At 70.8% G+C, this 22,596-nt stretch carries 14 protein-coding genes; 7 read left to right on the top strand and 7 right to left on the bottom strand.

What is annotated here, in order from left to right; genetic code table 11:
• The first annotated feature begins 161 nt into the window (after positions 1-161).
• Positions 162-869 carry a hypothetical protein gene (locus tag ABZ420_RS16360; RefSeq protein ID WP_357122848.1) on the top strand — a complete coding sequence of 236 codons (708 nt, stop codon included), beginning with the start codon at positions 162-164 and terminating at the stop codon, positions 867-869.
• 70 nt (positions 870-939) lie between these two features.
• On the opposite strand, the gene ABZ420_RS16355 is transcribed toward ABZ420_RS16360, so the two are convergent.
• The 6 genes from ABZ420_RS16355 to ABZ420_RS16330 all read right to left on the bottom strand — a co-directional run bounded on the left by ABZ420_RS16355 (position 940) and on the right by ABZ420_RS16330 (position 10,437).
• Positions 940-1,827: an NRDE family protein gene (locus tag ABZ420_RS16355; RefSeq protein WP_357122845.1), complete on the bottom strand. Its 888-nt coding sequence runs from the start codon at positions 1,825-1,827 to the stop codon at positions 940-942.
• A 138-nt stretch (positions 1,828-1,965) separates the two neighbouring features.
• Positions 1,966-3,228 (bottom strand): S1 family peptidase, encoded by a 1,263-nt coding sequence (locus tag ABZ420_RS16350; protein ID WP_357122842.1) that lies wholly within the window; start codon positions 3,226-3,228, stop codon positions 1,966-1,968.
• A 175-nt stretch (positions 3,229-3,403) separates the two neighbouring features.
• Entirely contained in the window at positions 3,404-4,762 is a 1,359-nt protein-coding gene (locus tag ABZ420_RS16345) for a S1 family peptidase (protein ID WP_357122839.1), read from the bottom strand.
• 160 nt (positions 4,763-4,922) lie between these two features.
• On the bottom strand, positions 4,923-6,023 hold the full coding sequence (locus ABZ420_RS16340; RefSeq protein WP_357122836.1) for a hypothetical protein: 1,101 nt from the start codon (positions 6,021-6,023) through the stop codon (positions 4,923-4,925).
• A gap of 45 nt (positions 6,024-6,068) precedes the next feature.
• Complete coding sequence (locus ABZ420_RS16335) at positions 6,069-8,660, bottom strand: LuxR C-terminal-related transcriptional regulator (protein WP_357122833.1); 2,592 nt, start codon at positions 8,658-8,660, stop codon at positions 6,069-6,071.
• Entirely contained in the window at positions 8,653-10,437 is a 1,785-nt protein-coding gene (locus tag ABZ420_RS16330) for an Hsp70 family protein (RefSeq protein WP_357122830.1), read from the bottom strand. Before ABZ420_RS16330 ends, ABZ420_RS16335 begins: the two co-directional genes overlap by 8 nt.
• Positions 10,438-10,735: 298 nt before the next feature.
• Here ABZ420_RS16330 and ABZ420_RS16325 point away from each other — a divergent pair, with 298 nt between their 5' ends.
• The 4 genes from ABZ420_RS16325 (at position 10,736) to ABZ420_RS16310 (ending at position 18,477) form a co-directional block, all read left to right on the top strand.
• Positions 10,736-14,263 (top strand): IniB N-terminal domain-containing protein, encoded by a 3,528-nt coding sequence (locus ABZ420_RS16325; RefSeq protein ID WP_357122827.1) that lies wholly within the window; start codon positions 10,736-10,738, stop codon positions 14,261-14,263.
• Between the two features lie 37 nt (positions 14,264-14,300).
• Complete coding sequence (locus ABZ420_RS16320; protein WP_357122824.1) at positions 14,301-16,163, top strand: dynamin family protein; 1,863 nt, start codon at positions 14,301-14,303, stop codon at positions 16,161-16,163.
• Complete coding sequence (locus ABZ420_RS16315) at positions 16,160-17,713, top strand: dynamin family protein (protein WP_357122821.1); 1,554 nt, start codon at positions 16,160-16,162, stop codon at positions 17,711-17,713. Before ABZ420_RS16320 ends, ABZ420_RS16315 begins: the two co-directional genes overlap by 4 nt.
• A gap of 119 nt (positions 17,714-17,832) precedes the next feature.
• On the top strand, positions 17,833-18,477 hold the full coding sequence (locus tag ABZ420_RS16310; RefSeq protein WP_357122818.1) for an endonuclease: 645 nt from the start codon (positions 17,833-17,835) through the stop codon (positions 18,475-18,477).
• 10 nt (positions 18,478-18,487) lie between these two features.
• Here the strand turns inward: ABZ420_RS16310 and ABZ420_RS16305 are convergent, their stop codons facing one another.
• Positions 18,488-19,651, bottom strand: coding sequence for a zinc-binding dehydrogenase (locus ABZ420_RS16305; RefSeq protein ID WP_357122815.1), 1,164 nt, complete (start codon positions 19,649-19,651; stop codon positions 18,488-18,490).
• Positions 19,652-20,073: 422 nt separating this feature from the next.
• On the opposite strand from ABZ420_RS16305, the gene dnaK reads away from it, so the two are divergent.
• Both dnaK and grpE read left to right on the top strand, forming a co-directional pair.
• The gene (gene dnaK / locus ABZ420_RS16300; RefSeq protein ID WP_357122812.1) at positions 20,074-21,924 is read left to right on the top strand and encodes a molecular chaperone DnaK; all 1,851 of its coding nucleotides are present in this window, start codon (positions 20,074-20,076) and stop codon (positions 21,922-21,924) included.
• Entirely contained in the window at positions 21,921-22,583 is a 663-nt protein-coding gene (gene grpE / locus ABZ420_RS16295) for a nucleotide exchange factor GrpE (RefSeq protein WP_357122809.1), read from the top strand. The genes dnaK and grpE overlap by 4 nt, the downstream gene beginning before the upstream one ends.
• The last annotated feature ends 13 nt before the right edge of the window (positions 22,584-22,596 follow it).

Here is a 22,596-nt window from a genome sequence, read left to right as displayed (position 1 = left end):
TAAAACGCGGCCTTCTATTAGGCTCACGACGTTCTGATCACTGCGACCGTCTTCGCACCGCTCGGGGAGGATCCGGAGCCGACACCCGGATGTGCTGGATAGAGCTCTCGCGTGTTGAAGACCAGTGGTGACGTACGACCTGATGATGGATTGGAAACTGAATGAAATTCCGCAGAACCACCGCGGCGGCCGCGATGGTCATCGGTGCGATGACCATCGGGTTGGGGACCGCCCATGCCGATGCCGAACCGGCCGCCGCCGACCCCATCCGGTACTCGGTCAAGCTGGTGGAGAAGACCGTCGTGACGACGCTCAAGGGGGGAACCTTCGAGCTGGCGAAATCCTCCGAGGACGTCAAGGAAGACGACGTCTACCGGGTCAAGGACTCGCAGGGCAACGCGGTTCTCACGTTGCCGATCGCCTTCAAGGTCGCCGACACCGTCGTTCCGGTGAAGCCGGTGGTGAAGGACGACAACACCGTCTTGGAGCTGACGCCTGACCAGAGTGTCGCCGTGCCCAAGGACAAGCCGGCCAACGCGGTCAACGTCGTCGCGCAGCCGATCGCCTCGCCGATCGAGAACCAGCGCGCGCAGAACGAGTTCGCCAGCCAGTTCGGCATCGCGACCGCGGTCGGCGGCTTCCTCGGCACCGCGATCGGTGTCATCGGCGGTGCGGTGATCGGCTGCATCCTCGGCCTGCCGTTCCTCGGCGTCGGCTGCATCCCGGCCGCGATCGCGGGCGCGGGCATCGGCGGCATCCTCGGCACCGTGGCGGTCGGTGGCCCCATGCTGGCTGTCGCTGGGATCGACCTGATCAACACGCTGCAGGCGCCCGAGGGCACCACGAAGTGGGCGGACAAGCCGAAGTAAGCCTTCGGTCCCACCCCGATCGTCAGATCACGGCGGCCCGCTCTCCTCGGAGGGCGGGCCGCCGCTCGTTTCAGCCGGTGAGATCGAGCAGGCCGCGGACGACGACCTCGCCCAGTTCCTCGCCCATCCTGCCGAACGAGCGCTCGACCATTTCGAACGTCCCGTCCTCGCCGACCACCAGCACCGTGCTCGCTCTGGTGCCGTGGACGGTGTGCGCGACGAACCTCGCCGAGAGCGCCCGCTCCAACTCGTGCGGGACCCCGGTCCGCGGCAACCGCTCGTCGGGGGCTTCGGTCCGGTCGGCCAGCACCTCGAAGTAGCGGTCCACCGCACCGGGATCGGTTCGCACGATCTCGCGCAGCCCGGTCAGGCCCGCCCGGACTTTGGGCCAGATGGGCTGTGGGGCGATCAGATCCTCTTCCCCCAGGCTCGGACCCCCGGACGTGACGAACGTGCCGTTGGAGAGCCCGTGGAAGCCCGGAGCGAGTTCACTCGGTTCCACGGCGCTGCGATTGGAATGCCACCAAAGCGTGCGCAGGTCGGACACGACCAAGTTGTAGCCGTTGTAGTCGTCGGGAGCGGCGGCGACGTCGAGGACGTATTTCTCCGGCCCGGGGAACTCCCCGGCCGTACCGCGGTCGGCGGCGCCGCGCAGGAAATCCATCAGCAGCGCGCCGCGGGAACGGGCATCGAGGCGTTGATCGGCGGGATCGCGCACGTTCGTGACGGTCGCGAAGCGATTGTTGCCGTGCGGGTGGGTGCTCAAGCCCAGCCAGGTGCCGGGAGGTTCGCCCTCGGCGCGGCCCGGGGCTCCGGTGTCGCGTCCGGCGAGCAGGCCGGGCGCCTCCGGCCACCAGCGCATGGACTCGGTCGACCGAGTGTAGAACTCGTCCCGGTTGGCGGCCACGATCAACCGGTAATCCGGATGCGCGCGCCAGCCGATCAACACCAAACACATGCGACCAGAATGCCGGACCGCCACCGCAGTCCATGCGGCGTTTCCCGCCCGGGAGGCCGCGCAAGGGCAGCGGAAGGACCCTGAGACGGCGAAAAGGCCGACAGCTCAACAGCTGCCGGCCTTTTCGCGGTCCTGCGGTCAGTTGGTGCGTACGCGCAGCCCCGGGTTGTCCGAGAGCACCACGTGCACCGGCTGCGCGAACAGCTGCGGCACGTTGCCGGTCAGAGCGCCGATCAGATTCGGGATCTCGCAGATCGGGTAGTCCGCCACCGACGACGCGCTGGAGATGCCGAGCGCCAGGCGGCCGGTGACGATCGGGCCGCCGCTGTCGCCGGGCAGCGCGCAGATGTTGGCCGAGAAGCTCTGGGTGAGCTCCCGGTCGCCGACCTGCACGGTCTGGTCGACGGCGTTGACCACGCCGCAGCTGAAGCCGGTGCGCGCACCGGACTTGCACACCGGGGCGCCGACGACCGGAGTCGCCACGCCGTCGACGGCGATCGGAGCCGCGCCGGGCGCACGGACACCGTTGTTGGCGAACCGGTCCTTGGCCTGGTCGTTGACCCGGATGATCGAGTAGTCCTGCTCGCCGAGCACCGACTTCTGGAAGACGCCGAGCTGCGCGCCGAGGCGGTCGCCGTTCATCTCGTACACGCCGGCGGCGTTGCCGCTGCCCGCGGACGGGATGTCGGGGTTGCAGTGGCCCGCGGTGATGTTCACCGTGTTGCCGTTGCGGTCGGTGCCGTTGAAGCCGAGCGAGCAGCGCAGCGAGCTGCGTCCGGCGACCGAGGCGAAGCCGTCGCCGCCCGCGAGGGCGCCGCGCGCCTCTCCGGCGATATCACCGGCTTGCAGGGTGCCCTGCTCGCCCGCCACGGGCGGGGCCATCACGATGACGCGCGCCGGGTCGATGAAGTTCGGCATCGGCAGGCCCGCCTGGTCGACACGCACCGCGATCGTGTTGTTCACGGTGTCCACCACCGCGCCGCGCACCAGCGACCGCACCGCCTCGGGCTGGCCCTCCAGCCAGCGCTCGAACGCGCTCTTCTCGCCACGCAGGGCCGCTTCGCTCTTGGCGACATTGCGGACCTCGAAACCGGCCGACTCGGCCGCCTTCTTCGCATCGTCGGCGCCGGGACCCTGGGCCAGTGCCACGACCGCCTTGCCCGCATCGTCCAGCCAGGAGCCGGCGAACACGGCCGGGTACTGCCGCTGGGCGGTGGTGGCGAACGCGGCCACCTGCTGCGCCAGCTCCGCGCGGTGCAGGTACTCGTCGGGCGAGATCTTCAGATCGCGAGTCACCGCGGCGATCAGTTCGGCGGGGAGGCCGGGAGCCTGGTCCGGCTGAGCCGTCGCTACCGCCGCAGTGGGTCCGAACAGCAGTATCGCCGCCGAGGCGGCGATCACTGTCTTTCGGATTACGGTCTGTCGCGCAGTCGAGCGTGGAGGTCCTATACGTGGCAGGAGCATGAGCAGACTATATGGGGTTTGGCGCGGTATGCCTACTCATCTCGAGGTTCTCGACTCCCTCATAGCCCGTCGACCGGGGATATGGGCATTGCCACATAATTCGGGCGCGCGCTCAGCCCGCATTCGGCCGGGTGCGCACCGCGATTCCGCTGCCGATACCGCCGCCGGAGGAGGCGTCGACATCGGCCAGGATCGCCCGGATCGGGATGCCGAGCGAAGCGGTGCCGCCGTACTGCGCCAGAGCGACATTGGCCTCGTTGCAGTTCGGCGCGTCGGCGGCGTTGGAACCGCTGGTGATGCCCAGAGCCAGCGTGCCGGACACGATCGCGCCGCCGCTGTCGCCGCCGAGGGTGCAGGCCGAGCTGGCGAACCCGCGCACGGTCTTGCTCTCGCCCTCGGCGGTGAAGAGCTGGGTCTCCACCCGATCGGCGACGACGAAACCGCAGGTGAAGGTGGACGACTGACCGGACTTGCAGACCGGGGCGCCGGTGATCGGGTCGGCGGTGCCGGTGATCGCCAGCGTGGTGCCGTTGGCGCCGCGCACCGAGGGCTGGTCCATGCCCGCCCGCACCGCGCGCTCGTTCAGCTTGATCACCGAGTAGTCCAGCGCGGACTGCCCGCCCAGCGAGGCGCGCACGAAGGTGCCCAGTTCGGGGCTGGCCGGGATGTCCCGGACGTTCGGCAGATAGACGCCCGCCTCCTGGTTGCCCTTGCCCAGATTCGGATCACAGTGGCCCGCACTGATGTTCAGCGCGTTGCCGGACGCGTCGATGCTGTTGAACCCGAACGAGCACACGTCGACGGCGCGCAGCGACGAGTCGGCGAGCGAACTGGGCGCGCTGATGTAGGTGTCACCGCCCATCGGCCTGCGCTCGACCGGGCCTCCGCTGTTCGGCGACAGGATGACCTTGATGTTCGCCAGCAGGGTGGGCAGGTTGAGCATGTGGCCCGCGGGGGTGTTGGCGACGCTGAGCACCAGCTGGCTGTTCAAGAAGTCGATCGCCACGGAGTTGATCGCCTGCGAGATCTCCCGAGGTAGGCCGGTGATCCACTGGTTGAGCTGTACCAGCGAGCCCTCCAGGCTGTCCGCCGAGACGGGGGCGAGCCGGGTCTGATAGCCGTCGGCCGCGACGATCTTGGCGGCGTCCAGCGAGGTGACCGCCATGACGGGCTTGCCGTCGGCGCCGATCCAGGCGCCCGCGAAGGAATCCGGCCGCTCCGAACGGAAATCGCGCGCGTAGTCACGCAGCTGCTGGGCGCGCGCGGCGCGGTCCAGATACTCCGTCGGCGTCATCTGCAGATCCCGGGCGATGGCCTGCACCAGTTCCGGGGGGAGGTTGTCCGCGGCGAGCTGCGCGGGGGCTTCGGGAACCGCCGAGGCGGTAGTCGTGCCGAACAAGGGAGCCAAAAGAACGGTCGATGCGATGGCGACAGCTTTGACCGCGGCGCGACGCGCCACCAACTTGCGCATGAAGTCCCTTCGTCGGCACGCACGTGCCAGCTAAATCCGTGGCCACGGCAGAATCCATTGGCGCACAGTCTTCGTCCAGCAACCGACCGGTGCGGAAATTCATCCGACAACACGGTCAGCGCAACACTCTAAGCCACAAACCCGACTGGGACGCTACTAATCACCGACTACTCGGTATTCCCATGCCGGGGATGGTGGGGATCTGCGGCAGCTGCTGCCCGAACGGGTTGGTCGTGGTCGTAGTGGTCCGCGTGGTCGTGGTCCGCGTGGTCGTGGTGGGCGTCGTGCTCGGCGGCTCGGTGGTGGGCGGCGGCGTCGTGGTCGTCGGCTCCGGCGTCGTGGTCTCGGTGATCACCACCGGCGGCTCGGGCTCGGTGGTGGGCGTCGTGGTGGTGACGACCGGCGGAGGCGGGGCCGGACTCACCGACGTCGGCTCGGACTTGGCGTCCGGCAGCGGCGGCACCGGTGTCTCGTCCCCGTCGCGGAACAGCATGGCCATCACGATGCCGCCGAGCACGAGACCGATCGCGGCGGCGCACGCGATCAGCAGCGGCGTACGCCTCGGATCCTTCGCGGGAACCGTTGGCCGCGACTGCTTCTCGGCCGGTTCCGGTTCGGCGGTCGCGACCGGCCCGGAGATCGGGATGGCCGCCGAGTACGCCTGCGGCTGCGCGTCGGCGGCGGGCACAGCGGGGATGACGATGGTGTCCACCGTGGAGTTCTCCGCGGTGGACGGGTCCGGCGGGGTGGCGCCCGCGGGGGTGGCGAGCACGGCCGCCAGCGCCCCTCTGGCCGCGTCGTAGGCGAACGACGGACCGCCTGCTCCGGTCTCGGCGCTGGGCAGCTCACCCTCGCTGACCAGCAGCACCGAGCGCAGACCCAGGTAGTCCAGCGCGTCGCGCAGAGAGCGCACGTATTCGGCGGGCCAGTCCGGCGGATAGGTCGCGTAGAACTCGGCCGGACCGCTGAGATGCTCGGCGGCCAGGTTGATCAGGCAGAACATCGCGGTGGCGAAGAGATCTTCGGCGCGATAGGCCTCGCCGTCGTCGACCCGGATGCCCGCAGGGTCGCCCATGGCGGACACGAAACCGGTGATCGAATGGGATCCGGTGGGCGGGGGACCGCCCAACGCGGCGTCACCGTCCTCGGACATGTGCAGGATCGACTCGCGGACGATGTACCGCGGCTCCTCGTCACCGTCGGTGACGATGACAGCCGTGCACTCGTCCTCGGCGACGCGCAGGCCCACCCCAGTGGCCATCTCACCTACCTTGCTTCGGCGTTCCCGCTGATGAACCGCGCCCGGTCACACCAGAAGCGAACCGTGTCCCATGGCGCGGAGCATCGACAATAGCTCCGAACGGGAACGGGCACCGACCCGGCGTCGGATGCGCGCTACGTGGTGCTCGACCGTCTTCGCCGAAATGTACAGGCGCGCACCGATCTCGCGATAGGTGAGTCCGAGCAGAACCAGTTCCGCCACTTCGCGTTCCCGTTCGCTGAGGATCGTGGCCTGCGGCGGCGTGGGCGGCGGCGCGGCCTCGCCGTTCGCGGCGGCCGGGGCCTGCGGCCGGGGCTGCGGCTCCTGCGGACGGGCGTCGGCGCGGACCGTGCGGGCCAGTTTCAGCAGCGCGGTGGCCGTCGCGGAGTCGGGCGCCGCGAGCGCCGCCTCGCTGGCCAGCCGGGCGCCGTCCCAGGTCATGCCGATCTCGGTGAGTGCGGCGACCGCCGCGTGGACCGGTGCGGTGGCGACCTGGCCGCGCAGCACGAGCACCCAGGTGCGGCCCGCGTCGGCGAGCACGGCGGCGTGCCGGTCACCCGCCTCGGCCGCGGCCTTCAGCGCTCGCGCGTGCGGCAACAGCGCCTCGGGGCTCTCGTGCGCGATCGCGGCCTGCACGCCGTACCAGTGGAAGGCGTTGGACCACGCGGGCGGATCGTTCAAGCGATGCAGCAGCGCGAGCGCCGCGTCCACCAGGGGCGTGATGCGGCGTTCGTCGCGCATCCGGATGGCGGCCAGCCACAATTCGCCGATCGGCAGCAGCGCGAGCAGGTCGGCCTGCACGTCGTCGAACAGCGGATACGCCTCCTGCCATGCGCGCGCCAGCGCGGTGTGATCGCCGCTGCGCCGGGCGAGGCCGACCGCGACGCCGTGCGCCAGCAGCCGGTCGCGCAGGTCGAGCCGGTCGTGGTCCAGCGCGGCCACGGTCGCCGCTGCGGCGCGCTCGTCGCCGCCGAGCATCGCCGTCCAGGCCGCGAGCACGTCGAGCTGATGGCAGCGCAGCCCGCTCGCGGTGGCCCGCCGTAAGGCGTCCTGGGCGCGGCGGGGCTCGCCGGTGCCCAGCGAGAGCAGCGTGGCGATGGAGGCCGCCGTGCACGGCAGGAAGCGGTCCACGCCCGCGTCCGCGTGCGCGGCTTGCACCAGCGCCGATACCGCCGCCGCGGTGTTGTTGCCCGGTTCGATGGTGTCCGCGAGCGCGGTCGCGATCAGCCGCGCGTGCGCGCCTGCCTCGGTGGGCGGCCACTTCGTCGACGAGGAGGACATCTCCCTTGCGCCCGGCACGTCGCCCGCCAGGCACAACACCGTGGCGCCGATCGCCCAGTCGGGGCCGACCCGGTGCCCGCCGAGCCAGGTGTACAGCTGCGCCGCGCGACCGACCAGGCCACGTCGGGTGAGCACCGCCGCGCAGATCCGCACCGCCGTCGCCAGTTCCGTACCGGTGCTGCCCGAACGCGCAAGCATCGGCTCGGCCAGCCGCATGGCCGTATCGCCGTCACCGGTCCGTGCCGCGGCCTCGGCCCAGCGCAGCGCGATCAGATCGAGTTCGGCTCCGGCGGCCGCGGCGGCGGCGTAGTAGCGAACCGCGTCGCGGCCCGCCTGCTCCGCAGCGCCGACGAGGAAGTCGGCCAGACGAGGGTCCCGGACGCCGGACTCGGCCAGTTGCAGCGCGGTGCGGTCGCGCAGCAGGCCGGCCTCCAGCCGGGCGCCGAGCAACCGGCGCTCGACCGCGACGAACCTGCGGTCGCCGAGCAGCGTGCGCAGGGGCGCGACGGCGGGTTCCAGCAGCAGGTCGGCATCGGTCACCAGGGCGCTGGCCCTGGCTCGGTCGATGAGATCCTGCGCGACGGACTGGTCGACGCCGAGCACCTCGGTGAGCTCGCTGGCATCCAGACCCGTGCCCGTGGTGGCCACCACCAGGGTCTCCAGCAGGTCGGGCTCGAGGTTGTCCAGCAACCCGCGCGCCCACGCGGCGACGGCCGTGTCGACGGCGGAGATGCCCGCGTCCAGGCGCGCCGAACACGCGGCGGTGAGCGCCGCCACCACACCGCCGCGGATACCGGCGGTCTGCAGGTGGATGTGCTGAGCGACCTGGCGCGGCACCATCATGCCCAGTTCCCTGGCGAACGGCGCCATGTCCGCGACGCCGAGCGGGCGGAGGTCCACGACGCGACCGCGCCGGGCGACCGCGTCGGCGAGCATCCGCAGACGCGGATCGTGCGGGCGGGGCTGAGCGGCGATGACCATCGTGCGCTGCCCGGATTCCACCACGGCGCAGAGATATTCGAGATCGAGCCGGCCGAGCGTGTGGGCGTTGTCGATGATCAGGGCCGGGCGGGCGGTATCGGTCGTCACGCCTGCCGCGCCGCCCGCGACCGTGGCCGGCGTGCGGGTCAGCGAATGCGCGCCGTTGCCCGCGCGCGCGTGCTGGAGAGCCGCGATGTCGTCCTGTAGCGGGACGCCCCTGGCGCGCAGGCGAGCCCGGATCTCCGCGAGCAGTGTCGACTTGCCGGTCTGGGACCGGCCGCGGATCAGGTAGACCACCGGCTGGTCGTCGGCGGAATCCAGATCACGGAAGATGTCGCGGGCGCACGGGAGGGTGTCGAAGGCGGTATCAGCCACCGGAGCCTCCCAGGATCTCGCCGGGGGCGCGAAGCACCGTGCCCAGGGTGTCGCCCAGCACGCCGGTCGGCAGGCTCGGCGCGGTGGGCTGGGTGGGCCGCGGCTGCTGCTGGGTGGGCGGCGACGGGTTGGTGGGCGCCGGCGCCGGTGCGGGCGCGGGAGCGGGAGAAGGCTGCTGGGATTGCGGCTGGGGCGCGGGTTGCGGCGCCGGGGAGTCCGCGGCGGGGGCAGGGGCGGGTTGATCGGGGCTCTGCTCGCTGTTCACCACCGCCACGGTGGTGCCTTGGGCCGGGGACGTTGGCGAACCGGCCTGCGAGGTCCCGGTGCCAGGCCGCCCGGGCGAACTCGCGGAGTCCGTGGCGGCGACGCCGGACGGTGCGGACGGGTCGCTCGTCCGCGCTCCCGGCGTCGCGGCGACCTGTGCGGCGCCGGTGGAGGACTGCTCGGTCGAGGCGGGAGTGCTCGGGCCGGACTGGATGCCCGTGCCGAGGGCCAGGGTGCCGGTGGCCAGCAGGCCGATGGCGGCCGCGGTGCCCGCCACGACCGCGAGGCGCTGCCTGCTGGTCAGCGCGCGACGGCGGGCGGGACGTTCCTCGGGCAACGCCGCGAGTCCCGCCGAGGGGAGCGCTCTGGGCTGCGGCACCGTCTCGTCCTCGGCCACCGGGTCGACCAACGGGAGCTGGTCGGTCTCGGCGGCGAGCAGATCGGCGGCCAGCAGCGCGGCGCCGCGGGCGGTGGTGTGCTCCGGATCGGGAGCCGCCACGACGGGCAATCCGAATTCGGTGGAGACCAGTTCGGCGAGCAGGGGGATCGCGCCGCCCCCACCGGTGAGCAGGACGCGGCCGACATCGCCGATGTCGAGCCCGGCCCGGTGCACCGCGTCGCGGATCAGGTCCATCGCACTCGACAGCGGTCCACGCAGCAGGTCTTCCAGTTCACCGCGCACCAGCCGTACGGTGCCGTGCGGATCCGCGGGGTCCAGCCGAACCGGAACAACCGTCGCGGTGTTTATGGAAAGCTCTTCTTTCGCTTTTCTGCAGCGCTCACGCAAAGCCGACAATTCGCGTTCCACCACTGGATCGAACGGATCGAAATCTGCGGCGAGCACCGCATTTGCCAGGACATAGCGCATGGTCAGCAGATCGAATTCGGCGCCGGCGACGTCGGTGTTGCGCAGCGGCGTGCCCAGCAGGCTGGCGTGCTCGCCGGTGCGTACCACCGAGACGGTCGAGCCGGTCGCGCCGAGATCGAAGACGATCACCGCGCCGTCGTCGGCCCAACCGTGCGCGGCGTCGAGCCAGCGGATCGCCGCGGTCGGCTCCGGCACCAGCGTCACCTCGCCGAGCCCGGCTCGCTCCAAAGCGTCGCGCTGGATGTCGACGGTGTGCCGCGACCACCACGCCGGGTGGCAGGCGACCGTCGCCTGGGCGCCGCTTCGTCCCGTCTCGGCGGCGATCTCGTCGACCAGGCATCCGATCGCGGTCGCCACCAGGTCGGGCGCGGAATAAGAGGAGCCGTCCTCGGCCAGGATGCCGACCGGATCGCCGACCCTGGCGAGAAAGCCTTCCAGCAGGACGTCGCTGGAATGGCGGCCGGTGGAGCGCGCACCCGCGCCCAGCGTGGGCGCCATGTCCTCCGACAGCCGCAACACGCTCGGATGCGAGCGTAGATATCCGCCGCCGGAGGGGCCGAGGCCGTCGTCGCCCTCTTCCGTTGCCGCCACGGCGACCGAATTCGACGCCCCGACAGTGATGCCGAGCGCCAGGCGCTGTGTCATTCGAGAACCCCGTTCGAAAAACTGTCTGGTCCGGTGTCGCTGCTGTGTGTCCGAGCTGGTGCGCTGGGCGTTGTAGTTGCCGACGCAACCGTTCTGTCGGTTGCTGGCCATCAGCCGTTACCTCGTTAGGGGATCGTTTAGGGAAATTCCCCTAATTCCGCTCCGGCCCCTATCGGGTGCCCCCGGCCGGTCGTAGGGGTTCGCCCCGTTTCGGCGTAACGGGATGCGCTCCTAGCGTGATTTGCATTCCAACGACTGCGGATCAGCGAGGTCCGCCGGGACTCAGGAGAAGATTCTCATGACACCCAATGCGATTCTGGAGTTCATCCTCGATCTGCTGCGGAACCACGAAGCCGCGGTCGCCTACTGCGCCAACCCGACCCAGGCGCTGGCCGCCGCGGGCCTGAGCGCGGTGACGCCGGAGGACATCGCCCTCTGCGCTCCGATGGTCGCGGAGTCGGCGCTGGTGACCGGCGGTTCCCAGTTGCAGTCCATCGTGGCGGTGGGCGCACAGACCGGTGCGGCCGCCGCGGTCGGCGCGGCGAGCACCGTGGGTGTGGCGGCAGTGGCGGATGCCGGAGTCGACCTGGGTGCTGATCTCGGAGTGGACCTCGGGGCGGGCGGCGGCGTCGACCTGGGTATCGGTACGGGCGTCGACGTCGGTGCGGGCCTGAACACCGCGATCGAGACCGGGCTGGAACTCGGCGCCGGTCTGGGCGCGGGACTGGCCGCGGGGCTCGACACCGTGGTGAGCGCGGGCGCCGACTTGTCCGCCGCCGTGGGCGGCCTGCTCGGTGCGGGCGCGCAGGTGATCAGTGGCATCGGCGGGGGTATCGACCTGGACGCCGACGCCGAAGGCGCGGGAAACATCGGCGCAGGACTCGGCACCGGCCTTTCCACCGGTATCGACGCGGCAGTGGGCGCCGGACTCGGCGCGGGCCTGGAAGGCGCGGTGGACGCGGCGGCGGGCCTGGGCGGCGGGCTGGAGGGCGCGGTGAACGGGGCAGCGGACCTCGGTGCCGGCCTGGGCGCTGGACTCCAGGGTGCGGTTGACGCGGCGGCCGGCTTGACAACGGGTGTGGATGCCGTGCTCGGCGCCGGTGCGCAGGCGGGCGCTGGTCTCGGCGCGGGCCTGGGCGGCGTCGTGGACGCGACGACCGGTTTGGCGACCGGGCTCGGCGCGGGCCTCGAAGCTGCGGCGGGCGTGGCAACCGACCTGACCGCGGGCCTCGGCGGCGGCGCGCAGACGGGCGCCGACCTCGGCGCCGGTGTGGGCGCGGGCCTCGAAGGCGCTGTCGGCGCGACGACCGGACTCGGTGCCGGTCTGGAAACCGCCATCGGTGGCGCGGCGGACATCACCACGGGTCTCGGCGCAGGTCTGGAAGGCGCGGCGGACATCAGCACCGGCTTGAACGCGGGCCTCGAGGGAGGTCTCGGCGCGGCGACCGATGTGAGCGCGGGCCTCGGCGCGGGTCTGGAGGGCGCTGTCGATGCGACCACGGGCCTCGGCGCTGGTCTCAACGGTGCCGTCGATGCGACGACCGGGCTCGGCGCGGGTTTGGAGGGCGCGGTCGGTGCTGCGGCGGATGTCACCACGGGCCTGGGGGGTGTCGCGAGTGCGGCGACTGATCTGACCGCCGGTTTCGACAGTGCGGTGGGTGGTGCGGCGGATCTGGCAACCGGCGTCGGCGCGGGTCTCGAAGGCGCTGTCGGTGGTTCGACGACCGGTCTGGACGCGGCGCTCGGCGCCGGTGGACAGGCGGGTGCCGGGCTCGGCGGCGCGGTGGATGCGACAACCGGACTCGGCGCGGGTTTGGGAGGTGCCGTCGGAGGCGCAGCGAATCCGGCGACCGGTGTGGGTGCGGGTCTCGAGGGCGCAGTCGACGCGGTTGGTGGATTGACCACGGGTGTGGATGCGGCCCTGGGCGCCGGTGGGCAGGCTGGTGCCGGGCTCGGCGCGGGTTTGGAGGGCGCGGTTGCTGGTGCGGCGGACGTCACTACGGGTCTGGGTGCTGGTCTCGGAGGTTCCGCCGGCGCGTCGACCGATCTGACCGCCGGTTTCGAAAGCGCGATCGGTGGTGCCGCGAACCTCTCCACGGGAGTGGGCGCGGGTCTCGAAGGTGGTTTGGGCGCGGCGACCGACGTGACCACGGGGCTCGGCGCGGGTCTGGAGGGTGCCGTCGATGCCGCGACCGGTCTCGGTGGCGCAATCGGTGGTGCGGCGGATGCCGCCACGGGTCTGGGCGGCGCCGCGGGTGCGGCGACTGACCTGACCGGTGGCTTCGAGAGCACGGTGGGTGGCGCCGCGGACCTCTCCTCCGGTCTGAGTGCGGGTCTCGGGGGCGCTGTCGACGCGGCGACCGGCTCGGGTGCGAGCCTCGACGGCGCGGCGGGTGGCGTTGCCGGTGCGGCGACTGATCTGACGGCTGGTCTCGGTGCCGGTGTGGGTGGTGGCCTGCAAGGCGCTGCCGATGCGGCGCTGAATGCGGGCGGCTCGGCTGGTGCCGGTCTCGGGGGCGCTGTGGACGCCGCGAGTGGTCTGAACGCAGGCCTCGGCGCCGCTGGGCAGGCCGGTGCCGGGATTTCCACCGGACTGCACGGTGCGGCAGACGCGGGTGCGCAGATCGGTTCCGGTCTGGAGACCGGTCTGGGCGGCGCGCTCGGCGCCGCGGGCCAGGCGACGGCCGGGCTCACCGGCGGAATCGGCCCCGCGGCACAAGGCTCCGGTAATGCGGCCGCCGGACTCGGAAGCAATTTCTCCTCTGCCGTCGGCGGAGCCGGAAATCTGGGAACGCAAGCGACGGCGGGTCTCGAGACCGGGCTCGCGACGGGTCTGGGCGCTGCCGTGAGCACCGGAGCGGAACTCGGTGGCGGACTGGAGAGTTCGCTGAACACCGGCGTGCAGGGCGGCGCGGGCCTGGAAAGCGGGCTCGGCGGGGCGCTCGATGCCGGGGTCCACGGTGCGACCGGACTGGAGACAGGCCTGTCCACCGGCCTCGGCGGTGGGCTGTCCACCGGCGTGGACGGTGCGGTGCACGCCGGTACCGGCCTGGGAACCGGACTCACCGGCGCCCTCGACGCCGGAACTCAGGCGGGTGCCGGACTGGGTTCGGGCCTGTCGGCCGGACTCGATGCCGGTGCTCAGGCTGGTGCGGGTCTCGGTTCGGGTCTGTCGGCCGGGCTCGATGCGGGTGCGCATGCGGGCGCCGGGCTGGGCTCTGGCCTCTCGACCGGAATCGACAGCGCGGTCGGTGCGGGCGCGGGCTTGGGGAGTGGCTTGTCGACCGGTGTCGGCGCGGCAGGCCACGCAGGCGCGGGCTTGGAGAGCGGCTTGTCGACCGGTGTCGGCGCGGCAGGCCACGCAGGCGCGGGCTTGGAGAGCGGCCTGTCCACTGGTCTCGGCGCCGCGGGCAACGTGGGCGGGGGCCTGTCGAGCGGTCTGGAAGGCGCGTCGAGTGCGGGTGCGCACGTCGGTTCGAGTCTGGACAGCGGCATCGGCTCGCACGCGTCCTCGGGCCTCGACGCTGGGGCTGGTCTCGGCGGTACCGCGCAGTCGGCCGTCGGTGGCGCGGTAGACGCGGGCGCCGGAATGGCGGGTTCGGCGAGCGGGGCGGCGCACGGCGCGGTGGACACCGGCGCGGGTCTCGGCGGCAGTGTCGGCTCGACCGCGCACACCTGGTCCTCGCTGGATGTGTCGAGCGCCTTCGGGTCGGGCCTGGACAGCGGCGGCGACACCGACGCGGGCCTGTTCGGAGAGAGCCACGCGAGCACGGAGTTCGGTGGTTCGGCGGGCGCCGACCTGGGTGGCGATACATTCCTGCACTGACAGTTGCCCGGTAATACGGAAAGAGGTCCATACCGCGATGGGGACGCCCGCGCCGAACGCCACTCCACCGGCGGTACCGCTGCTCTCGGTACTCGGTGAAACCATCGCGGCGGCCCGTGCCGCGGGCCGCAACGATCTGGTCGGCCGCCTGGAAGTGGCGGCCGACCGGGTTCGTGACCCGCGCAGGCGCATCGTCGTCGCCGGACAGCTGGACCAGGGCAAGAGCCGTTTCGTCAACGCTCTCCTGAACCTGGACATCTGCCCGGTGGGTGACGACGCCACCACCACGGTGCCGATGCTGCTCGCGCACGGCGCTGAGCCGCGCGCGGAGCTGGTGCTCGCGGCGCACGGCGATTCCAGCGGCGCGGAGACCAGGGTGGCGGTGCCGATCTCGGAGATCGGCGCGATCGATCAGCGCTCACCGCTCGCGCAGGGACGGCGGATAGTGCGCCTCGAGGTCCAGATACCCAACGCGCTGCTGGCCGACGGGATCGTGCTGATCGACACCCCGGGCGTCGGCGGACACGGCAACGCCCACGCGGCGGGCGTGCTCGGAATGGTGCCCGCCGCGGACGCGGTGCTGGTGCTGTCGGACGCGTCGACCGAACTCACCGAGCCCGAACTGGCATTCCTGCGGCAGGTGCGAGAGCTGTGCCCGACGGTCGCGCTGTTGCTCACCAAGACCGACCTGTACCCGCATTGGCGGCAGGTGCACGAAGCCGATCTGCACCATCTCGCACGGGCCCGCCTCGACGTGCCGATGATCCCGGTGTCGTCGCTGCTGCGCAGCCACGCGATGCGATTGCAGGACCAGCAGCTCGGCGTCGAATCCGGCTTCGGCGTGCTCTACACATTTCTGCGCGACCAGGTCGTGGCGCGCGACCAGCTGGCCACCCGGGCCGCCGTGGCCCGCGATATCCGTTCCGCGGCGGAGCATCTCGCGCTGGCGCTGGGCAGCGAGCTGGTCGCGATCCGCGATCCGGCGCAGGGCGCGGCGGCGGTGCGCGAGCTGCAATCCGCCCGCGCCTCGGCAGAGGAACTGCACCGCAGGACCGCCGCATGGCAGCAGACGCTCGCGGATGGCATCACCGACCTGGCCGGGGACGTCGACCACGATCTGCGCGACCGTCTGCGCAACCTCGCCCGCACCACCGAGGAATGGATCGACGAGCACGACCCGGGCAGGCACTGGGACCGCATCGCCGAACACCTCACCGGCACCGTCGACACGGCCCTCGGCGACAACCTGCTGTGGACCCATTCCCGGGCTGTCCAACTCGCCGAGCGTGTCGCCGAACATTTCTCCGAACTCGGCGCCGTCGACCTGCCGGACGTGCGCCCCGGCGCCGGAGCCGACTCCGGCCGCGCCCTCTCCGGCACGCTCGCCGATCTGGAACCCGACATCGGTTTCGGCAGCAAGCTGCTCGTCGGCATGCGCGGTTCATACGGCGGTGTGCTCATGGTCGGGCTGGCCAGTACTTTCGCCGGACTGGCCATGCTCAACCCGATCTCCATCGGCGCGGGATTGATCGTGGGCGGCAAGGCTTTCCGGGATGACAAGCAGGCCAGGCTGGCCAAGCGGCGCAACGAGGCGAAGGCGGCGGTGCGCCGCTTCGTGGACGACGTGGCGTTCCAGGCGGGCAAGGAGTCGAAGGACCGGCTGCACCGCATCCATCGCGCGTTGCGCGACCACTACGCGGGCGTCGCCGAACGCAGCCTTCGCTCGATCGACGAGTCGCTGCGGGCCGCGCAGGAGGCGGCGTCCATGGTCGCCACCAGCCGGGCCGAACGCGGTGCGCAACTGGAACAGCAGCTGCGCGTGGTCGCGGAACTGCGCCGATACGCCGATGCCATGCAGACCGCACTACCGATGGGACCCGCCGGTACGGTAGCCCCGTGAGACGTGATGGTGGCCCGGTGCCGGGAATCGTCGCCGAGGCCCATCGGCTGGTCGGCGCGGCGCAGGCGGCGCTGGCGGGCGAGCCACGCCCGCGTGCCCTGCTGGCCGATTGTGCCCGCCGATTGGACCAGCCGTTGCGCGTCGCGCTGGCCGGTTCGATCAAGGCGGGCAAATCCACATTGCTGAATTCCCTTGTCGGACAAGACATCGCGCCCACCGACGCGACCGAGTGCACCAGGGTGGTCACCTGGTATCGGTACGGATCGACACCCAGCGTGACGGCCTACGCCCCCGATGGCGCCCGCGCTCATGTCGTGGTCCGGCGCGGCAGCGGAACGCACGGGCTGACCTTCGATCTGGACCGGCTCAACTGGAACGCACCGGCCGCGCGCGAGGTCGACCATCTCGAGGTCGAGTGGCCCGCCGCGGCGCTCACGCAGACCACGATCATCGACACCCCCGGCACGTCCTCGCTGTCGCGCGAGGTGTCGCGGCGCACCGCGCGTCTGCTGACGCCGGGCGCGGACGACGAGCGAACCGAGCAGGGCATCGCGATCCCGGGCGCCGACGCCGTCGTGTACCTGCTGCGCAGGCTGGACGCGACGGACGTGCAGTTCCTCGAGCGTGTGGGCGCGGGAACCGTCGCGGCCAACGGCGGGCCGGGGGCGCCCGGTCCGCTCGGCATCGTCGGCGTGGTGTCGCGGGCCGACGAGATCGGGGCGGGCCGGATCGACGCGCTGCACTCGGCACGGGATGTCGCAACGCGTTTCGCCGGGGAGCTGGAGCGGACGGGGCTGTGCCAGGCCGTGATCCCGGTCGCCGGACTGCTCGCGTTCGCCGCGGCGACGCTGCGTCAGCAGGAGTTCGCGGCGTTCGAGACGCTGGCGGGGGTGCCGGTCGACGAACTGAGCGCGGCGCTGCTCTCCGCCGATCGTTTCGCGCGCGCCGACATGCCGCTCCCGGTGCCGCCGGAGCTGCGTGCGCAGCTCGCCGAGCGGTTCGGGTTGTTCGGCATTCGCATGGCGGTCACGCTGATCCGGCTCGGCGTGCGCGATTCGGCCACGCTGGCCGAGGAATTGACCAGCCGCAGCGGAGTGGACGAACTGCGCTCGGTGCTCGACGTGCAGTTCGGTCAGCGCGCCGACCAGCTCAAAGCGCATTCCGCGCTCACCGCGCTGGCCAGGGTGCTGACCGCCTACCGTGGCACCCCGGCCGATCGCCTGCTGCCCAGGGTGCGCACCTTGCTCGCGGACGTGCACGGTTTCGCCGAGCTGCGTCTGCTCGGCCGCCTGCGCACCGACGAATTGGCGCTGCCCGCCGACGATCTCGCCGAACTCCATCGCCTCATCGGCGGCTCGGGAATCGCACCCCACCTGCGTCTGGGCCTTCCGTCCGACGCGCCGTTCCCCGCCCAGCGCGCACAAGCGGTGGCCGCGGTCCGGAAATGGCGTGCCCGGGCGCGCCACCCCTTGGCCGACCAGTTCACCGCCACGGCCTGCCTGACCGCCGCCCGCAGCGCGGAGGGCACCTTGAGCGTGCTGCCGGAATGAGCCGCTGACCGCCACCTCCGAAGCGCCGTGACCTGCGCGGACGGGCGCATTCCGCTGCCAGTGAGCGGTGTAGTCGCCGTGGGGCCGGGTATGCGCCTTGGTAGCGAGAGGAGGTAACGATGAGCCAAGAGGACGTCGTACACGAATTGCTCGTCCGCGCGGGCACGGGATATGCCGAGGAAGCGGGCATCACGCTCGATGACAAACCGGCCGCGCTCTTCCAGTTGCTCATGCTTTCCCAACTGCTCAGCACCCGCATTTCCGCCGATATCGCGATCGGGGCCACGCGAGAGCTGATCAGCAGCGGCTACCGGACGCCGCACCGGGTGGCCGACGCGGAGTGGCAGGAACTGGTCGACGCGCTGGGGCGGGCGAACTATCGCCGCTACGACGAGAGCACCGCCACCAGGCTGCACCACAACGCCACGCGCGTGCTCGACCGCTACCAAGGTGACCTGCGGGAACTGGCGAAGAAAGCGGACAACGACCCTGAGCGAGCCGCGGATCTGCTCCAAGAGTTCGACGGCATCGGTCCGACCGGGGCGCATATCTTCCTGCGCGAGATCCAGGACATCTGGACCTGGGTCCGCCCGCATTTCGACGAACGGGCTTTGCGCGGTGCCAAGCGCGTGCAGTTGCCGGAGGATCCCGACCGACTGGCGCGGCTGGCGCCGGATCACCACACGGCGGAACTCGCCGCCGCCTTGGTGCGGGTGACGCTGGACGAGAAGATCGCCGACGAAGTTCTCGCCGCCGCGCCCTGAGCGCGCGTCCTCAGATCAGGGCGGCGCCGGAAGCGCGCGGATCTATCAGGATCTTCGCGTGCCGCTCCGGGTTGCCGAGGGCGGTGAAGGCATCGGCCACGCCGTCCAGCCCGACGGTCCCGGTGATCAGCGGGCTGGGGTCGACCTCGCCCTCGGCGAGCATGTGCAAGGTGTCGCGGAACTCGCCGGGGTCGTAGCCGAGCACGAAGCGCAGCTCGATCTCCTTGTTGATGGCCATCGCGGGATGGAAGCGGTCGGTCTCCATGCACACCCCGACCACCACCACGCGTGACAGCGGCGGTGCGGCCGCCAGGATCTGGTCGATGATGCCGGGCACGCCGACGCACTCGAAGATCACCGGCCCGCTCGGCCCCTTGTTCAACGTGTGGGCCAGCCGGAACACGTACCACCACGGCAGGTTGGGGACCCGCCGCAAGCGGTCCATGGCGTCGAAGCCGAGAGCGAGTATGTCGGTGACGCCGTTGATCCGGCCCTTCTTCGGAGCGGCCGTCCAGGGCGATTCCGTCGCCGGGTCCACCACCACATCGGCGCCGCAGGCGGTGGCGAGTTCCCGCCGGCGTGGCGAGAAGTCGCTGGCGACCACGGTGCGCACCCCCGCGGCCTTCAGCATGCTGATCACCGCGAGGCCGATCGGCCCGCAGCCGATGACGAAGGCCGTCTGCCCCTTCCCGACGCGGCCTCGGCGTACCGCGTGCCAGGCCACCGCCATGGGTTCGGTCAGCGCGGCGTGTTCCGCGGACAAGCCGTTGGGCACCGGCATCGTCATCGATTCCTGCACCACCACCTGCTCGGCGTAGCCGCCCGGCGCCGCGGTCGACAGCCCTACCAGGTGGGGCTGCTCGCCGTGCCGGACGATCGGAAGCGCCACCACCGGTGTCCCCGTCCGCCATCTCCTGCGGCAGTCCGGGCCGTAATCGACAACTGTCCCGCTGAATTCGTGCCCGAGCACCACGCTCTGATCCGAACGCATGAAGTGCTCGTATCCCGTGGCCACGGCCAAGTCGGACAGTTCGTCGGCGTGGGTGCGGGCATGCAGGTCCGAGCCGCAGATACCGCAGCGCGACACGTCGATCAGCAGTTGACCGGCGCCCGGCCGGGGCGTGGGCAGCTCCGCGACCTCGAACTCGGCGGCGGTGACGACGGCGGCCCTCATGGCGGCTCCTCGGATCGACGGCGCACGGCGGCCGACCCGGCCACCCGCCGTCACCCTACTGCGCGAGGGCGCCGCCGTGACTGTGCTCGGTGTACGGCGGTGGTAGGGCCTCGCGGGCTGAAGACAGCGAATGCCCCGGCGGCAATTACGTGACGCGGATCACGCGCTCCGGTGGTCGTCCGGGAATTAATCGCGCGAGCCGCCCGTTGAGCTTTTCGACAAGATTGAGTGTGTATGGCTCAAGTTTCGGTTGACTCCGGAACTCCGGCGAGGCAGGATTGAGCCGACCACGCTCAGTGTTGCTGGGGCCGTGCTCCGTGAGGTGCTAGGGGCGAGGTCTCGCGGCGTCCTTCATCGGACGTCGCAGGGCGGTTTTCGCCCGGCACCGACACACATTGGTACGTCAACTAGGAGGAACCACAATGGCTCGTGCGGTCGGAATCGACCTCGGGACCACGAACTCGGTCGTCGCCGTTCTCGAAGGCGGCGAACCGGTCGTCGTGGCCAACTCGGAAGGATCGCGCACCACCCCGTCGATCGTCGCGTTCGCGAAGAACGGCGAGGTGCTGGTCGGCCAGCCGGCCAAGAACCAGGCCGTCACCAACGTCGACCGCACCATTCGCTCCGTCAAGCGGCACATCGGCACCGACTGGACCGTCGAGATCGATGGCAAGAAGTACACGCCGCAGGAGATCAGCGCGCGCACGCTGATGAAGCTGAAGCGCGACGCGGAGTCCTACCTCGGTGAGGAGATCACCGACGCGGTCATCACCGTGCCCGCCTACTTCGAGGATGCCCAGCGGCAGGCCACGAAGGAAGCAGGCCAGATCGCGGGCCTGAACGTCCTGCGCATCGTCAACGAGCCCACCGCGGCGGCGCTGGCCTACGGCCTGGACAAGGGCGACAAGGAGCAGACCATCCTGGTCTTCGACCTCGGTGGCGGCACCTTCGACGTCTCGCTGCTGGAAATCGGCGAGGGCGTCGTCGAGGTCCGCGCCACCTCCGGCGACAACCACCTCGGTGGTGACGACTGGGACGAGCGGGTCGTGCAGTGGCTGGTCGACAAGTTCAAGGCCAGCTCGGGCATCGACCTGACCAAGGACAAGATGGCCATGCAGCGGCTGCGTGAGGCCGCCGAGAAGGCCAAGATCGAACTCAGCTCCTCGCAGAGCACCTCGATCAACCTGCCCTACATCACCGTCGACGCGGACAAGAACCCGCTGTTCCTCGACGAGCAGCTGACCCGCGCCGAGTTCCAGAAGATCACCTCGGACCTGCTCGACCGCACCCGCGCGCCGTTCCAGTCCGTAATCAAGGACGCGGGCATCAAGGTGTCCGACATCGACCACGTGGTGCTCGTCGGCGGCTCCACCCGTATGCCCGCCGTCTCCGATCTGGTCAAGGAACTGACCGGCGGCAAGGAGCCCAACAAGGGCGTGAACCCGGACGAGGTCGTCGCCGTCGGCGCCGCCCTGCAGGCCGGTGTGCTCAAGGGTGAGGTCAAGGACGTCCTGCTGCTCGATGTGACCCCGCTGTCGCTGGGCATCGAGACCAAGGGCGGCGTGATGACGAAGCTCATCGAGCGCAACACCACCATCCCCACCAAGCGCTCGGAGACCTTCACCACCGCCGACGACAACCAGCCGTCGGTGCAGATCCAGGTGTTCCAGGGTGAGCGCGAGATCGCCTCGCACAACAAGCTGCTCGGCTCCTTCGAGCTGACCGGCATCCCGCCCGCCCCGCGCGGCGTGCCGCAGATCGAGGTCACCTTCGACATCGACGCCAACGGCATCGTGCACGTCACCGCGAAGGACAAGGGCACCGGCAAGGAGAACACGATCAAGATCCAGGACGGCTCCGGCTTGTCCAAGGAGGAGATCGACCGGATGGTCAAGGACGCCGAGGCGCACGCCGCCGAGGACAAGGCCCGCCGCGAGGAGGCCGAGACCCGCAACCAGGCCGAGTCGCTGGTGCACCAGACCGAGAAGTTCATCAAGGAGAACGAGGACAAGGTCCCCGCGGACGTCAAGTCCAAGGTCGAGGCGGCCATCGCCGAGGCGAACGAGGCCCTCAAGGGCACCGACATCGCGGCGGTCAAGGCGGCCGTCGAGAAGCTGGCGACCGAGTCGCAGGCCCTCGGCCAGGCCATCTACGAGGCCTCCGCCGCGGACGCCGCGGCGCAGGGCAACGGCGCGTCGAGCAACGCGCAGGACGATGACCAGGTCGTGGATGCCGAGGTCGTGGACGAGCCGGTCGACACGGAGAAGAAGTGACCGAGGGCAACTCTGAGAAGGAGCCGATCACCTTCGTCGACAACCGGAAGATCGATCCGGAGACCGGTGAGATCAGGCAGCCGGCCGCGGACAACGGCGCCGCGGCCGCGCAGGCCCCGGAGTCGGGCAACGGTGTGGAGAACGGCAACGGCGGCGACGCCCTGGCCGACGCCATCAGCGGTGAGCTCGCCGAGCGCACCGCCGACCTGCAGCGGCTGACCGCGGAGTACGCCAACTACCGGCGCCGGGTCGAGCGCGACCGCAAGGCCACGATCGATTCCGCCAAGGCGTCGGTGGTGACCGAACTGCTCGGCGTACTCGACGATCTCGATCGCGCGCGGGCGCACGGCGACCTCGATTCCGGTCCGCTGAAGTCGGTGGCCGACAAGCTGTCGACCGCGCTGCACAAGCAGGGTCTCGAGGAGTTCGGTTCGGAGGGTGAGCCCTTCGATCCGACCTTGCACGAGGCCGTGCAGCACGAGGGCTCCGGCCACGATCCGGTGATCGGCATTGTGATGCGCAAAGGCTATCGCTTCGGCGATAGGGTGCTTCGGCACGCACTCGTCGGGGTAACCGACGGCGTGGCCGATCTGACGGAAAACGCCGAACAGCCGACCGAAGAGGCATCGGATGATGATGCCGGCGCGAACGACCAATGATGCGAGAGGAGGA

It is taken from the genome of Nocardia sp. NPDC005745 (assembly GCF_040630775.1).
Classification (GTDB): domain Bacteria; phylum Actinomycetota; class Actinomycetes; order Mycobacteriales; family Mycobacteriaceae; genus Nocardia.
This window is presented reverse-complemented; position numbering and strand designations above follow the sequence as displayed.

Bases quoted from the DNA above. Each gene is read 5' to 3' on its own strand.
- ABZ420_RS16305 (WP_357122815.1), bottom strand. From the start codon at position 19,651: ATGAGGGCCGCCGTCGTCACCGCCGCCGAGTTCGAGGTCGCGGAGCTG.
- ABZ420_RS16360 (WP_357122848.1), top strand. From the start codon at position 162: ATGAAATTCCGCAGAACCACCGCGGCGGCCGCGATGGTCATCGGTGCG.
- ABZ420_RS16320 (WP_357122824.1), top strand. From the start codon at position 14,301: ATGGGGACGCCCGCGCCGAACGCCACTCCACCGGCGGTACCGCTGCTC.
- dnaK (WP_357122812.1), top strand. From the start codon at position 20,074: ATGGCTCGTGCGGTCGGAATCGACCTCGGGACCACGAACTCGGTCGTC.
- ABZ420_RS16310 (WP_357122818.1), top strand. From the start codon at position 17,833: ATGAGCCAAGAGGACGTCGTACACGAATTGCTCGTCCGCGCGGGCACG.
- ABZ420_RS16330 (WP_357122830.1), bottom strand. From the start codon at position 10,437: ATGACACAGCGCCTGGCGCTCGGCATCACTGTCGGGGCGTCGAATTCG.
- ABZ420_RS16345 (WP_357122839.1), bottom strand. From the start codon at position 4,762: ATGCGCAAGTTGGTGGCGCGTCGCGCCGCGGTCAAAGCTGTCGCCATC.
- ABZ420_RS16325 (WP_357122827.1), top strand. From the start codon at position 10,736: ATGACACCCAATGCGATTCTGGAGTTCATCCTCGATCTGCTGCGGAAC.
- ABZ420_RS16340 (WP_357122836.1), bottom strand. From the start codon at position 6,023: ATGGCCACTGGGGTGGGCCTGCGCGTCGCCGAGGACGAGTGCACGGCT.
- ABZ420_RS16355 (WP_357122845.1), bottom strand. From the start codon at position 1,827: ATGTGTTTGGTGTTGATCGGCTGGCGCGCGCATCCGGATTACCGGTTG.